Below are 15,279 nucleotides of genomic sequence, written 5' to 3' on the forward strand. Positions count from 1 at the left end.
AGTTATTTAATAATGGAAATGCTGGAAGAATGTAGTTGTTACACTTTCCCTTTATTTCCGTCTCGCACCCGGCGCAACTTTTCTCAGGAGACAGTATTGTTGTTATTCTCTATTATCATTTCCGCCACTGCCCTTGCATTCAGCTCAACCGGTTCTACATCGGGAACCTCCTTGCTGGTGAATGAACCACTAAGGGCCTGCAACTTCTTTGCTTGTGGTATGAAACGGCTTTCCAGGGAAGAAACAGCCTGATTATAATTCTTCACGGCTGCATTGAGGCTATTGCCGATATTACTGAAATGCCCGAGCAATGTAGCTGTTCTGTTATACAGCTCCACGCCGGCGCCACGCATCTCTTCAATATTTTCGGTTATACGAACCTGTTGCCATACAAAACCTACGGTGCGCAGCAGCGTGATCAGTGTAGTTGGTGTGGCAAAAACCACTTTCCTTCGAATACCTTCTTCAATCAATGTAGGATCGGCGGCCAATGCTGCGCCAAATGAAGATTCGATCTGCATATATAACACCACGTAGTCCGGCGAATCACTAAACTGGTTCCAATAAGCTTTGTCACTAAGATTCCGCAGGTGATCGCGAACTGCCTGCGCATGCTGCGCCAGCAGTTGTTTTCTTTCTTCTTCGTTTTCCGTTTCAAAAGCACGCATATAAGAACTGAGCGGAACTTTCGAATCCACTACTATGATCTTCTTCTCCGGTAGTCTGATGATCATATCCGGACGAAGTGTTCCTTCGGTACTCGCAACAGATACCTGTTCTTCAAAATCACAATGCTCGGTCATGCCTGCAAACTCTACCACTCTCCGCAAAGCGATCTCACCATAACGCCCACGCGTATGCGACGTCTTCAAAGCAGTGACAAGATTATGTGTTTCCTTTTGCAGTTGTTCTGTCATTTGCGCCACGCCCTGCATGTACTGATTGATCTGACCATGCTGCTCCATACGCGCTTTTTCCATTTCCTGGATCTTATGATCGAATTTTCCCAGGCTGTCTGCCAGCGGTTTAACCAGCGCGTCGATGGCCTGTTGTTTTTTCTCCAGGTCGCCCTTCGCTTCCGTAACCTGGGTTTCCAGGGTGGTTTTGGCCAGCGTAACGAAGGATTCATTATTGTGTTTCAACACTTCAGCGGAAAGAGCATGAAAACTGGCTTTCATGGTTTCTGCCGAGCGGTCCATGAATGCCTGCTGCTCCGTCAAGCGCCTTTGCAATTCTTTTTGCTCTGCCGCCAGGCGTGTGGCTTCATCCCTTCGCTGGTTGAGCTTATCATTCAATTCATTAATGGAAATATTCGCTTGCAGAAGTTGCTGATTGGCTGCACGATGCAATTCCTGCTCAGTATTCAGGCGGGTAGATAATACCGCAATTTGTGAGGTGGCTTTGTTCTTAGTAATGAAGTAGGTCAGTATGCAACTGATCACAACAACCACCAAAGCGCCTCCCAGGATTAGTAAGTTCATAGTAGATCCTTTGGTATTGAATAACCAAATGTCACCCTTTTTTTTCAAGAAATATACAATACCATGTATATTGCCCGGTAATAACCCTCAATCAAGACTCCTTTACACCATTATATGGCAACCAAACTAACGGGCGGCAACCAACAATTGATCGACTTCTTACAGTCGTTATACCCTCTCAATGACGAGATCGTTGAGTACCTCAATCAAGCTGCCATTGAGAAAAAAATAGGTCGCGGAAAATTATTGCTCACAGCCGGTGAAGTATGCGAACATTATTACTTCATCAAAAAAGGACTTGTCCGCGGATTCATCATCGAAGACGGAAAAGAGATCACAACCTGGATCTGCCGCGAAGGAGAGGTGATTACCTCCATTGTAAATATCCTGGATATTCAGGCTATGGGCGAGAACATAAAAACGCTCGAGAACAGTGAGCTGCTGGTAATGCCAACTTCGGGTATACAATACCTTTATGATCATTATCCGGACTTCAACAGAGTAGGAAGAAAGTTGCTGGAGCGATATTATTACGATGCGCAGCAGCGCGCCATCATCTGCCGCATCCCCAATGCAGCCAAGAGGTATGAACATTTTATCAACACAAGACCTGAACTGGTGAACCGCGTGCCCGGAAAATACATCGCCAGCTTCCTGAACATGACCGAGGAAACACTCAGCCGCGTAAGAAGCGCCCGCACCAAAAGCAGGCGGAAACCGGTGAGCGGAAATCAGGAAACCGCCTGATCCAGGTCAACTTTTTACAGGTTCGATTGTACCATATTTGTATCAACTGATGAATATGGATGTGTTGCAGCTCAAACAATTATTTCCCGGTCTGGAAGCTGGGCTTTACGAAGATATGGCTACCCATGCCACTGTAAAAGAAGTGAAAGCCGGCGATACCCTCCTGCGCGTAGGTCAGACCATCCGGTCTACCATGCTCATTGCCGAAGGCATTGTCAAATTGTACAGGGAAGATGAAGATGGAAATGAATTCTTCATTTATCATCTCACACCCGGACAGGCCTGCTCCCTGAGCTTCATCTGTTCCGCCCGTGCAGAAAAAAGCGAAGTACTGGCTAAAGCCCTTACCGATGGTTCAGTGATCAGTATCCCACCAGAGAAGATGGACGAATGGATGGGCAAATACAAAAGCTGGTATCAGTTTGTGCTCAACTCCTATCGCAACAGATTTGAATCGCTGCTGCAAACCATCGACGCTATCGCTTTCTCCACGATGGATGAACGGCTGGAATTCTATCTGAAAAGACAGGTGGCCCAGTTCGGCAAAACGCTCACCATTACGCACCAGGAAATTGCACATGACCTTAACTCATCCCGCGAAGTGATCAGTCGCCTCCTCAAGAAGATGGAGAGCAAAGGCTTGCTCACATTACATCGCAACAGTATCGAGTGGTTACAATAAAATAGCTCTATATGAAAATCGAACAGATCTACACGGGCTGCCTGGCACAGGGCGCCTATTATGTCGAAAGCAACGGTGAAGCCGTGGTGATCGATCCGCTCAGAGAAGTTACTCCCTATATCGATAAAGCCACTGCCAATGGTGCAGTGATCAAATACGTTTTTGAAACGCATTTTCATGCCGATTTTGTTTCGGGTCACCTTGATCTGGCAGAGAAAACAGGTGCAAAGATCGTTTACGGCCCTACCGCCCAACCAAAGTTCAATGCCATCATTGCAAAGGATGGCGAACATTTCAATGCAGGTGATGTGAGTTTTGAAGTGCTGCATACACCTGGTCATACCATGGAAAGCTGCTGTTTCTTGTTGAAAGATGAGACCGGCAAACCCGTAGGACTTTTCTCCGGAGACACACTGTTCATCGGGGATGTGGGCCGTCCCGACCTTGCGCAGAAAGCCGCCGGCAAAACGAAGGAAGAGCTGGCCGCAGTCCTGTATCATTCGCTCCGCAACAAGATCATTCCACTGCCTGATGATATCATCGTTTATCCGGCACATGGCGCCGGCAGCGCCTGCGGCAAGAACATGAGCCGCGAGACCACCGATACGCTCGGCCATCAGAAACAAACGAATTACGCCTTACGTCAAAGCATGACCGAAAATGAATTTGTGAAGGAAGTCACCGAAGGGCTCACAGCACCTCCCGGCTATTTTCCATTTAATGTAAAAATGAACAAAGAAGGATACGACAGCCTCGACACCATCATGGAGCGTGGCAAAACAGCTTTATCGCCTGATGCCTTTGAAGCTGCCGCCAATGAAACCAATGCGCTGCTGCTGGACACACGCGATCCGCAGGTGTTTGCAAAAGGCTTTGTTCCCAACTCCATTAATATCGGTATCGATGGCAATTTCGCTCCCTGGGTGGGCACGCTGGTGCCGGATATTCAACAACCCATCCTGGTGATCACCGAAGATGGCCGCGAAGAAGAAGTGATCACACGCCTCGCACGTGTGGGTTACGACAATACCATCGGTTACCTCAAAGGAGGATTTTCCAGCTGGCAGAACAGCGGTAAAGAGACTGATCATATCCCGGGCGTGTCTGCGGCTACTGCACTCGGAATGATACAACAACCTGATGTATCTGTGATCGATGTGCGCAAACCCGGAGAATTCAGCCTGGCGCATATTGTGCACGCAAGCAATCTTCCCCTGGATGATATCAACCAGGAGATCGGTGCGCTGGACAAACAGAAAAAATACCTGGTTCATTGTGCCGGCGGTTACCGGTCCATGATCTTCTTATCGATCCTCCGTTCACGTGGATTTGATCATATAACTGATGTACAGGGCGGATTCAAAGCGATCCGTGAAGACGGCCGCTTCCCTCTCACAGCGGGCGAACCTGCTCACTAAAAATGGTTGCATAACCCCTCACCTGAGCCGGGGCCGGATTAAATGTTCGGGCCGGTTTCATTTTCAGATCGATGGTTAACCAATATGAGCTGTGATGGCACACAATTGGTATCTTCATGAAGCCTTATCAAAGCTTTATGAAACCTTTACCACCAGTCACATTCCATCATTCATCGCCTCCGCCGCACCTGCAGCAGTACGTGCAGGCATTCTGGCATGCAGAAGGAACCGGTGCGCTCACCCTGGGCACTATCGCAGACGGATGCCCTGGTCTGGTTTTCCATCAAACCGAACGCGGACTGCTTTGGGGTGAGCAAAAGAAAAAACTGTCGAGCTTCTTTCTTTACGGTCAAACAACGAAGCTGAGCAAGATGCAGACCGGCGGCGCATTCAGGATGACTGGCGTAATATTTTATCCCCATGTGATGAAGATACTCTTCGGTTTCAACGCCAGCGAAGTGACCGATGATTGTGTTGACCTGCTGCTTTTATCAGGCGACGAAGGAAAAGAACTGGTACACAAAATGGAAGACTGCGCCGATAAAAATGTACTGTATTGTCACATCAACAACTATCTCAGTAATATCATTTATAAAAAGAAGATCACTCATGATACTGTCATTCAGAATGCAGTGATCCAGCTTATGCAAAGCAATGGGGATGTCAGTTTGAAGCAATTGCAGCAATCCCTCTTTATTACCGAACGCACTTTCGAGCGAAGGTTTGAGCAGTATGTAGGCATATCCGCCAAACTCTTTGCGCGTGTATGCCGCTTCCAGGCTTCACTTCAGCAATTGCGGAACGGGGAATACGAAAAACTTTCAGACATCGCTTTCAATAACGGCTATGCCGATCAATCCCATTTCATCCGCGCCTTCAAACAATTCTCCGGTTATTCCCCTGTAGAGTTCACAAACGAGAACAAAGTGGAAGAGGTCTCCCTGCTCCTGATCCGGTAAAATATTAGAGAGTGTGCTCCGATGAATGTCGGTTTTGTTCAATGTCCGGGGCTCACGGGATTTTAATTTTACATCATAAACAAACCAATATGGAAATGCTGACAGTTCCCAATCTCGTTTTAGCCGCAGGCACACTGATCACCGGATTGATTGCAGGATTATTCTTCGGTTTCTCCGTAGCTGTGATCCCCGGTCTCACCAGGCTGCCAGATGCCGGTTACCTGCAATCCTTTCAACATATCAACACAGCTATCATGAATCCTGTTTTCCTGTTTTGCTTCATGGCGCCGCTGATACTATTACCCGCGTCCACCCTGATGCTGTTCAGGCAGGGCGGTTCTTCTGCGTGGATCTGGGCGCTGGCCGGCACCATCATTTATGTTATCACAGTATTTGGTGTAACTATTGCCGGTAATGTGCCGCTCAATGATATGCTCGCCAAAATGGATCTTGCAAATACATCAGTGCAAACATTGGCAACAGATCGCGCATCCTTTGAACCACGCTGGAACAATTTTCATGCTGTGCGCACCATTGCGAATATCATTTCACTTGCATGCCTGATCATTTCCTGTTTTCTCACCATTAAAAAGTAGAAAAATGTTCCGCAGTATTATCATCTTAGCCCTCCTGGTTTCGCTGCTCAGCTCAACGCCAGCCCACCGGCATCAACCAGTTACCAAAATGATCCTGATGAAAGGAATGAAATTCGTTCCCTCCAAAATAGAAGTCGATATCGGCGATACCGTCATCTGGAAGAATGAAAGCGGTGGCCACCACAATGTGATCGCCAATGACGGCAGTTTCAAAAGCAATATGCTGGAAAAGGGTCAGATCTACGCTTTGGTCTTTGAAAAAAAGGGATCATACAAATACTTTTGCCAGCCTCACCGCATCATGGGAATGAAAGGAATAATTGAAGTGAAATAATGAAAATAAATACTCGTCAACTCTGGTGTTGTTAAGCATTTGATTGTAATTTTGCATCACATCGGCGAGATGGACATGTTCAAACAATTTACCGCCATATTACTTCTCTTCGCCATTACGGTGCAAACCTTTCACAAGGCCATCATTGTGATTGATTTCTACAGGAATCAGGAATACATCGCCAAGAATCTCTGCGAAAACCGCTTCAGGCCTATGTTACATTGCGACGGACATTGTTTGCTCGCTAAGAAACTTCAACAGGCAGAGAAGAAGGAACAACGCAATCCTGATCTCAAAGGAGAGAACAAACAGGAAGTGGTTTCATCCAAATCTTTCTATCCTGTCATCGCAACTACTACCATTGAACCCGTAACTCCTCACAACTCATTCAACAAGGGAAAACCTGTTGACTTTGCAGAAGATTTCTTCCACCCACCTGGCGCATAAGGGTTTCATATCATCATTTCTGTTCCAACAATTTTCCAGTTTCAACCTGTGCACCACTGCTATGTCCTGCATTCACCAGGAATAGTGTGACTGCACACAATTCTCTGAACAATGAATAAATTGTTTTGTCTGTTGCTGACAACAATGTTGACAGCAGCAACAGCCTCCCTATGCGCACAGGAAACCATTACTATCAGGATCGCAGATAGAACAACCCGTGAAGCCATTCCAGGCGCTACCATTACAACTGCTGACGGAAGAAGTTATGTTGCGAATGAAAAAGGAGAGATCAGCCTTAGCAGCAATGCTGCATCCTGCACCGTGAGCGGTATCGGTTATGCATCACAAACCGTTCAACTCAGCCGGCAACAGCGTTTGGTACTGCTGGAAGCACAGGCCGCCAACATGCAACAGGTAATAGTTACAGCCAATCGCCAGGTACAAAAGAGAAGCGCTGCTCCGGTAGCCATCAGTTCCATCAGCGCTGCCACCATTCATGAAACCAAGGCCACTACCATCGATCAACTCATCAATAAAACACCGGGTGTATTCATGGTGAACCTCGGCAATGAACAACATATGATGAGCATCCGCCAACCCATGAGTACGAAAGGACTTTATCTTTATCTCGAAGACGGTATTCCCATCCGCACTTCCGGCGTTTTCAATCACAATGCATTGCTGGAGATCAATATGACTGCGGTGAAGAATATCGAGATCATCCGTGGGCCCAGCTCCAGCATGTACGGAGCGGAAGCCATTGGCGGCGCTATCAATTTCATCACCAAAGCCGCCCCGGTAGAACCGATGGCACGCATTGCGTTACAAGGCAACAACACAGGTTATAGTCGAGCAGACCTGAGTACCGGTGCCACTTTCGGCAAACTGGGCATTTCATTCAACGGCTATTTTGCGCAGAACAACAATGGCGTGCTGGAAAGAAGCGATTTCAAAAAATGGACAGGCACCCTGCGCGCTGACTATGCAATATCAGAAAAAACAAAACTCTCTTCTTCTATCACTGCACTGGATTATTACAGCGATATGCGTGGCAGTCTCGACAGCACTGCATTTCGCAACAAGGATTACAGCACTCCACAAACATTCACCTGGCGCCAGGTAAATGCCCTCCGCTTCAAAACACAACTTGACCATAAATGGAATAATGGGAGCAATACCAGTATAGCACTCATTTACCGCGACAACAGTGTGGCACAGAATCCATCCTACCGTGTGAAAGACGACTACAGAAGAGCAGGCGCCAACTGGACAGGTAAAAAATCTCTTGCTCACGGAGAGATCAACGATAATTCATTCAACAGCTACGCCGCCGTGATCACACACCAGCAGCAATGGCTGAATGGAAAACTAAATTCCGTGAGCGGCATCAGTGTGGACCTTAGTCCTTCCACTTATGAATCTTATTATATCCGCATCAACCAGGATACAGTATCAAGGAAATACCTTTCCTTCACTGAACGGCCAGACAGCCTGCTCAGTAACTATTACACCAATATCAGCAATGGCGCGGCTTTCACGCAACTGGACTACAAGCTCACAGAAAACCTCCGCCTTGTAGGCGGGCTCCGGTTCGATGTATTCAGAATGTCATTCAGGAACTATCTCCCTCCATCTGCCTTCAGCGGATCACCCAATACAACGGAGACTTATAAGCGATTTACACCCAAGGCAGGCCTTACCTGGCAGCCACATAAAGCCGTTGGATTCTATGCCAATTACAGCGAAGGATTTGTGGCGCCACAGGTAACAGAACTGTTCAACGGCGTTAAAGTGCCCGATCTCAAACCTCAAACCTTCTTCAATTACGAAGCAGGCGGATGGATCCATCTCTGGAACGGAAAGATCTATGCCGACTGGAGCGTTTACTACCTGCAAGGAACAAACGAGATCATCAGTATCCGTTTCGATGATGGCAGCTTCGGCAATGCCAATGCCGGTAAAACAAAACACCAGGGTATCGAATACGGCATCAATTTCCGTCCTGCCCGCGAATGGCTGTTCCGCTTCAGTGGCGCCAATTCCACTCATCGTTTCGTGAACTACTCCGATAAGGAAATTTCTTACAACGGCAAAACCATGAATGGCGCTCCCGCCTTCACAGGCAATGCGGAATTGCAATACAAACCCAACTGGTTCCCGGGTTTCCGCACAGGCATCGAATGGCAGCACAATGGCGCCTACTGGATGGACCCACAGAATACTGTCCGCGATCCCGGTTTCAACCTGCTCAATCTCCGTGCAGGTTACGAATGGAAATGCCTTGAGGTATGGTGCAATGTGATCAACCTCACAGACAATTACTATTCGATCAATACCAGCAAGAGCGCTTTTGGTTATGCCTATACCGTAGCCAATCCGCAGAGCTTCAATATCGGCATTGCTTACACCATCACTGGCAAAAAGAAATAGGATGATCAGGAAGAATATTTACAAATGGCATCGTATCAGCAGTCTGATCATCGCTATCCCCGTACTGCTCTGGGCCATCAGCGGACTTATGCATCCGCTGATGACCACCATCAAACCGCAAATGGCAACACAGTCACTTGCGCTGCAACCCATCGATTCAGCTGCACTGGAAACTCCATTGCCACGTGCATTGGAACAAAACAAGATCACGCATTTCCATACGATGCGATTGGTGCAGATCGATAATAACTGGTTCTACCAGGTACAATTGAAAAATGGAGACCCGCCGGTATACCTCAGTACGAAGAATGGAAAGAGTCTGCGCAATGGCGATAAACTTTACGCGCAATACATCGCCAAACAATTCCTCCAGGGTCAGCCACAACCGCCGGCCGAAGCCCAGGATGAGCATGCCGGGCATGACATGAAAGAGGAAAGTAGTTCGCATGATTGCTGCGATGCCGCCACCACCTGCGTGCTTGCAGATACAAGCGGCGCACTGGTAGAAAGCGTTGAGCTGGTAACCGGTTTCAACAAGGAATACAAATATGTGAACCGCTTACTGCCGGTTTACAAAGTACAGTTCGACCGCGAAGACGGCATCAGGGTGTATGTTGAAACCATGCAGGACAGATTCGCGTATGCAGTAGACAACAAACGTGCGGGCTTCGACAGGTTCTTTGCGCTCTGCCATACCTGGGACTGGCTGAGCGCCACAGGCCGGTTCAAATACCTGCTGATGGGATTGATCACCGGTCTCGGTTTCCTTACCACCATCATGGGTCTATATATTTTTTTCATCACTAAAACGAAAAAAGGAAAACAACCCCTCGCAAGGACCAGGAGAACGCACCGTATCGTTTCTCTGATTGCATGTGCCTTCACGCTGATGTTCACATTCAGCGGAGGATTGCATGCCCTGGAGAAACTTAAAACGCCCGACCCCATTGCAGACAATCTCAGCAACGAAATACCAGCATCCGCTGTAACGCTCAACTACAGCAGGTTACAGGCCGAGATCCCTTTCGCTGTCTGTGATCTTTCCATCACCAGGATCGACTCCGCCCTTTACTGGCGCGCAGTTACAAAAAACAAAAAAGTGGAATACCTGCATGCTGCTCATTACACAATATTGCCCAATGGTGAAGAACAACATGCGCTTTCTCTCGCCACTACTTTCAGCGGCCATGCAGCCAGGGATGTGGTGAAGATGGAACGCATCACTAAGTTCGCCGGAGAATATGGATTCGTGAACAAGAGATTGCCGGTTTGGAAACTGAGCTATGCCAGTAATAACAATGAAAGATATTATGTAGAGACCAGTACCGGGAAATGTGCAGCGCAGGTAACAGACAAAGATCTTTTTGAAGGATACAGTTTTGCATTGTTACACAAGCATCATTTTATGGACTGGGCAGGAAAATCTGCAAGAGATATCAGTACCATGATCGCTGCTGGCTTGCAGGTGATCATGGTACTGGTTGGATTATTTCTTTTTTACAGATGGATAAAACGAAAAAGATCTTAGAGTTTCAATTTCACACCAAGCTTACCCAGCAGTCCGCCCAGCCCGATGATCAGCAGGGCAAAGGCCAGGGACTTGATCAGTCCTACTGCACCGGTAAGGATCAGATCCGGCAGGGACCAGCCTGTAGCCATCGCTATAGCATACACGAAATAGGGTATCAGGTAGCAAAGCAGGGTATTGGTGCCTGCCGGTTTGATGAAATCGAACCAGGAAGCTTTTCCCTGCTGGTCGGCTATCCAGTTCACCAGCACGAATGTGGCCACCGTGATGCCGCTGCAGATCAGGATCCAGCTGGGTGTTACCCTTATTTTTGAAATACCCCAGTAAGGTCTCAGTACAAAACCCAGAGCCAGCAGTGCCGCAGCTATCAGCAGAAGGATGCCCATCATCTTTGCATGTTGCTGTAATTTGTGATAATGGAAAAAGATATTCGTGATGATGGTGCCTCCCAGTACCAATGCAACATGACCGCCCACTCCCAGCGGGCCAATCACTGCGCCCACGATCTCATTTTTCAGTAATCCCGCATGCGAAGCGATACAGATTCCCAGGAACAACGCCCATGCAATAGCAATTACAGGAGTCTTATTTCCGGCCAGCATCACTACAATAGCGCCCACCATATAGGCCCATCCGATCAGCCCGAGTATGCCCCACCAGTGCACACCGAAGCGTTGTATGTTTTCGCCTTCGCCGCTGCGGCAGATGAATGCCAGTAACAGCAGCACGCCAACAGCCAATGTTTTCAATATCCTTTTTACCCAGGGATTGGTGGTTTTGGGCCAGGCATTCCAAAGCGCAATGAACGACAAACAACTCAAAACATTCCACACACCCCTGTTGATACCGGTTGCAGCAGCATTCAAATATTCACCGTTCACCAGGAACAGGCCCATCACCAGAAGCGCTGCGCCGCGCTCGAGGATATGTAAGAAAATCTTTCCATTGTCATCGCCCTTCGATCTCCTGTTGTTGATGGCAAGCGGTACAGACATGCCCACAATAAAAAGGAATGCAGGGAATACAACATCTGCCAGTCCCATTCCATCTTCCGCAGCGGCTGTATGTTCAAGCCAGCCGGGAATATCTTTGAGTGACCAAAGATCGTTGACGAAGATCATCAGCGTCATGGTAAGTGCGCGCAGAATATCTATCGAAGATATTCGCAGTGATGTAGCAGGAGCAGTGGACATGTTTATCGGGGTTTACAGGTTTTCTATTTCACATCCCTGATGGCATCGAAAAGGGCACGGAAGCAGGCGGCCTGTGTGTTCGGGCCTGCATCAGGATTTGTTCTCTTACCATAGAATTCATCCAGGAAAGCCTGCGCGGGCGACCAGACGGTTTGTACCATTCCCTGGAAATATTTTTTCATCTCAGGCGTGCTTCCTTTTCTGAAACTCAGCATATCATTCAACTGCACCAGTGCGTGTGCTGGTGTTCTCCAGGGCGAAGTAGCTACGCGCAGTCCTTTTGCAGCAAATAGTACAGGTGTTTTATCAGGACGTTCATAATGCCAATCGCAAATGAAAACATCTTTAGGGATCAGATCGATAGCGCGGTGCGTATTGTTGAAACTTCCTTCCCACATTCCGATGCCGGTGGTCTTCCCATCGATCAGGCGGTCGCCCCAGATCCAGAGTTCCCTGTTTTTCATGCTCAGGCGATCGCGGATCTTCCTGACTTCATTGGCAAAGAGTTCGGCCTTATCTCTTCCGCTGCAGCGGGGACATTTATCATCTCCGAGGTAGAACACTTCATCCATGCCTGCATGGAATGCACCCGATTCAAAAACATCGCAGATCTCGTCCATCAATGCAAATACAATATTGTGCACGTCCGGATGTAATGGACAATAGCTTTTGCAGTAGAGTCCATCAGGGTTGGGCCATACATATTTCTCAGGCATTTTCACATGCGGTGTTTCATCAAACTGGGGATATACACGGAGGAGGTTATGTGTTTGTGCAGCCCATGACTGATGGCCCAGCAGGTTCACCTGCGGAATGAGCCGGATCTTCGACTGTTTACAGGCGGCTACCAATTTTTTTATATCTGCTTTGGAAAGCGCATTGCTGTCGCGCAGTTCCGGATGTGATTCATATTGATAATTGTAATCTACACGAAGGATCAGTGTGTTCACCTGGCGGGGAGCCAGTTCCTTTGTGATGAAATTAGTGAAGGCATCCAATCCTGCTTTTTGCGGAGCCGCGATGCAAAGGCCCCGTACAGGCAGTATGGTGTCGATGCCAGATTGAGCGAAGGATCTGATGCTGCAAACAATCGTTAGTAGCAGAACAGGAACAAGGTGGTGCTTTCTCATACGAACCGTCATAAAATTTGAATTTAATAAAAAATTGCCAGATCATATAGCTATTCTATGTATCTCTATTGGCAATTCTGTAATCAATTATGACGGTAATACTTGATAAATGGTCAGGGATTCATTCTTTCAAAAAGGAAGGGAATTGTTCTACCATCTCCTGAAATGGAAGCCTGCAGCTGGTTTCCTCTGAGTTTGTATTCGATTCGCTTTGGAAAATCATGTGCGGGGTTCTCACAAACGAAATGATCTTCGCTCAATGATACGAATTGAAAATACACGATATCCTTGTTGCCTTTTACATCCGCAACATAGAAAATGAGATTGTCTTTTGCGATGATGCGCAGTTTCTCTACAAAGGATGTGTCTTTGCTTTTCATGGAAACGCCCCAGCCCTGCCATTCTGTAGGCGATATCTTTTCCCATCTTTCGGAACCTGAACGATTAGGCTTCATGTCCAGCCTGTTCCAGGTGCCCGTGAGCCAGTTGAGCTTTTTGAGATTTTCAGGAGAAGCAGTAACGGTCTGTGCCGCTGTGATGAAGTATCCAGCAATGAAGGCCAAAAAGAAAATCAGCTTCTTCATGGGAACATTATTTGATTAGAATAAAGTTACAAATAGTTTCGCAGTGACCAGGCACACTCTAAACAATAGCCGGAAAATCGAATCCGAACTTACTTCCCTCGCCAATTGCGCTTTCCACCCAGACATTCCCGCCTTGCGCTTCAATGAACTCCCTTGAAATGGCAAGTCCCAATCCCGTTCCACTTTTCTCATAATTTCCAGGCACTTTGTAATACCTGTCGAAGATCCGCGGAAGATATTTTTCATCGATACCGATGCCGTGGTCACGCACCACAAAACTCACTTTATCTTTTTTGCGGGAAACAGACACTTCTATCACCGAAGCTTCCGGCGCATAACGGATAGCGTTGGTGAGAAAATTGATCAGCACCCAACTCGTCTTTTCCGTATCAGCCATCACTTCCGGCAATGATGCCACAAGATCTGTTTTGATACTCACCTGTTTTTGCTGCGCCTGGAACTGTACGGCCTGCACCGCTTGCCGGATAATGCTTTCAGGAGAAGCAGCCTGGATCTTCAATTGAATATTTCCTGTTTCCACCTGGCTCATGTTGAGCAGTTCACTGGTGATCTTCAATAACCTGTCCGCATCATCCTGGATGCTATGCAGCAATTCCTGTTGTTCCTTGTTCATCATACCGATGCGGGCATCATCCAGCAAACGCGCACTCATTTTAATACTTGAGATCGGTGTTTTCAGTTCATGTGACACCGTGGCAATAAAATTCGTTTTGGCTTCATCCAGTTCATGAAAGGGAGTGATATTGCGAAGCACGATCACTTCACCGATCCTTTCTTCTTCGTTCCTCACTTCTATTCTTTCATTCACGAAATAACTTTTCTTGCCATCGGCAAAGATCTCCAACTCCGTTCTCGGCTCATCCTGCAAAAGTGTACGCATGAGATCATTATGCAAAGCCAGGTCCGGTGCGTATTTACCAACAATATCCTTTTCCCGGAGGCCGATCAGTGTTTCGGCTACAGAGTTCATGAACAGCACCAGTTTCTTTTCGTCGAAGCCGATGATGGCATCTCGCATATTGTTGATCACCGCCTCTATTCTTCTTTTTTCAAACCTGATGCGTGCGATATTACTGTGCTCGTATTCATCCAGTTTCTCAGCCATACTATTGAAAGCATTGGCCAGCTCACCAAACTCATCCTGCTGACTAAGATGGATTCGTTTCGAATAATTCTTATTGGCGATGGCGCTGATACCTGCGGACAGTTGCCGGATCGGATTACTGATAACGCCTGGAAAATTCACCACCAGTGTAAATGCGATCAGCGCCAGAACGGTAAAGATGATGGTCATCCAGGTGGCGGCGCTTTCAGCGCCTTCGCGGGCATTTTGATTTTTGTGAAGAATGGCTTCCTGGTTGAGATCATTGATCAGCTGGATACTCTGGCGGATACCTGCCAGTGCCACCGTATCATTCCGGTTGATGCGTATACGCTCAAAATATTGTCTGACAGCAACAGTACTCTCCTTTTCGCCAGGCTCTGTTACATTTTTTTCCTGCAATGCCAGGTTATTCTCAAAGAGGGTGAATGCCAGGGAATCAGCCGGCAAACGCTCCAGCGCCTTGAGCATATTGTTATTGTACACCAGGGTCTCGTAGTTGTTCTTCAGGATCTTGTCTGCATCATTCTTCAAACGATGAATAGAGATGATGCCGAAAACACCGAAGACCACAATTACGAGGAAAAGGAATCCTATGCCCAGTGTCAATTTTGTTTTTAGTCGCAT

14 protein-coding genes are annotated in these 15,279 nt (G+C 47.5%); 9 read left to right on the forward strand and 5 right to left on the reverse strand.

All coding sequences use genetic code 11. The features are described from left to right. Positions 1 to 83: 83 nt before the first annotated feature. Complete coding sequence (rmuC, locus tag FSB84_RS04560; RefSeq protein WP_130542689.1) at positions 84 to 1,481, reverse strand: DNA recombination protein RmuC; 1,398 nt, start codon at positions 1,479 to 1,481, stop codon at positions 84 to 86. 114 nt (positions 1,482 to 1,595) lie between these two features. Here rmuC and FSB84_RS04565 point away from each other — a divergent pair, with 114 nt between their 5' ends. From FSB84_RS04565 to FSB84_RS04605, 9 genes are all read left to right on the forward strand, one after another. Next, positions 1,596 to 2,228, forward strand: coding sequence for a Crp/Fnr family transcriptional regulator (locus tag FSB84_RS04565; RefSeq protein WP_130542688.1), 633 nt, complete (start codon positions 1,596 to 1,598; stop codon positions 2,226 to 2,228). A 55-nt stretch (positions 2,229 to 2,283) separates the two neighbouring features. Further along, positions 2,284 to 2,910, forward strand: coding sequence for a Crp/Fnr family transcriptional regulator (locus FSB84_RS04570; protein WP_130542687.1), 627 nt, complete (start codon positions 2,284 to 2,286; stop codon positions 2,908 to 2,910). A gap of 11 nt (positions 2,911 to 2,921) precedes the next feature. Then, positions 2,922 to 4,328 (forward strand): MBL fold metallo-hydrolase, encoded by a 1,407-nt coding sequence (locus tag FSB84_RS04575; RefSeq protein ID WP_130542686.1) that lies wholly within the window; start codon positions 2,922 to 2,924, stop codon positions 4,326 to 4,328. A 137-nt stretch (positions 4,329 to 4,465) separates the two neighbouring features. Continuing rightward, positions 4,466 to 5,287, forward strand: a complete 822-nt coding sequence (locus FSB84_RS04580) for a helix-turn-helix transcriptional regulator (RefSeq protein ID WP_165434921.1) — start codon at positions 4,466 to 4,468, stop codon at positions 5,285 to 5,287. An 89-nt stretch (positions 5,288 to 5,376) separates the two neighbouring features. Continuing rightward, entirely contained in the window at positions 5,377 to 5,883 is a 507-nt protein-coding gene (locus FSB84_RS04585; RefSeq protein WP_207234294.1) for an anthrone oxygenase family protein, read from the forward strand. Between the two features lie 4 nt (positions 5,884 to 5,887). After that, positions 5,888 to 6,217 (forward strand): cupredoxin domain-containing protein, encoded by a 330-nt coding sequence (locus tag FSB84_RS04590; protein WP_130542684.1) that lies wholly within the window; start codon positions 5,888 to 5,890, stop codon positions 6,215 to 6,217. A gap of 75 nt (positions 6,218 to 6,292) precedes the next feature. Next, positions 6,293 to 6,664: a hypothetical protein gene (locus tag FSB84_RS04595; protein WP_130542683.1), complete on the forward strand. Its 372-nt coding sequence runs from the start codon at positions 6,293 to 6,295 to the stop codon at positions 6,662 to 6,664. Between the two features lie 111 nt (positions 6,665 to 6,775). Further along, positions 6,776 to 9,094 carry a TonB-dependent receptor gene (locus FSB84_RS04600; protein ID WP_130542682.1) on the forward strand — a complete coding sequence of 773 codons (2,319 nt, stop codon included), beginning with the start codon at positions 6,776 to 6,778 and terminating at the stop codon, positions 9,092 to 9,094. 1 nt (position 9,095) lies between these two features. Then, complete coding sequence (locus tag FSB84_RS04605; RefSeq protein WP_130542681.1) at positions 9,096 to 10,622, forward strand: PepSY domain-containing protein; 1,527 nt, start codon at positions 9,096 to 9,098, stop codon at positions 10,620 to 10,622. On the opposite strand, the gene FSB84_RS04610 is transcribed toward FSB84_RS04605, so the two are convergent. The 4 genes from FSB84_RS04610 to FSB84_RS04625 all read right to left on the reverse strand — a co-directional run bounded on the left by FSB84_RS04610 (position 10,619) and on the right by FSB84_RS04625 (position 15,279). Beyond that, entirely contained in the window at positions 10,619 to 11,815 is a 1,197-nt protein-coding gene (locus tag FSB84_RS04610; RefSeq protein ID WP_130542680.1) for a heparan-alpha-glucosaminide N-acetyltransferase domain-containing protein, read from the reverse strand. The two genes, FSB84_RS04605 and FSB84_RS04610, sit on opposite strands and share 4 nt — an antisense overlap. Positions 11,816 to 11,838: 23 nt before the next feature. After that, entirely contained in the window at positions 11,839 to 12,945 is a 1,107-nt protein-coding gene (locus FSB84_RS04615; RefSeq protein ID WP_130542679.1) for a family 20 glycosylhydrolase, read from the reverse strand. Positions 12,946 to 13,058: 113 nt separating this feature from the next. Then, positions 13,059 to 13,529: a DUF6265 family protein gene (locus FSB84_RS04620; RefSeq protein WP_130542678.1), complete on the reverse strand. Its 471-nt coding sequence runs from the start codon at positions 13,527 to 13,529 to the stop codon at positions 13,059 to 13,061. Positions 13,530 to 13,587: 58 nt separating this feature from the next. Continuing rightward, positions 13,588 to 15,279: a sensor histidine kinase gene (locus FSB84_RS04625; protein WP_130542677.1), complete on the reverse strand. Its 1,692-nt coding sequence runs from the start codon at positions 15,277 to 15,279 to the stop codon at positions 13,588 to 13,590.

The organism is Pseudobacter ginsenosidimutans, from assembly GCF_007970185.1.
Classification (GTDB): Bacteria; Bacteroidota; Bacteroidia; order Chitinophagales; family Chitinophagaceae; genus Pseudobacter; species Pseudobacter ginsenosidimutans.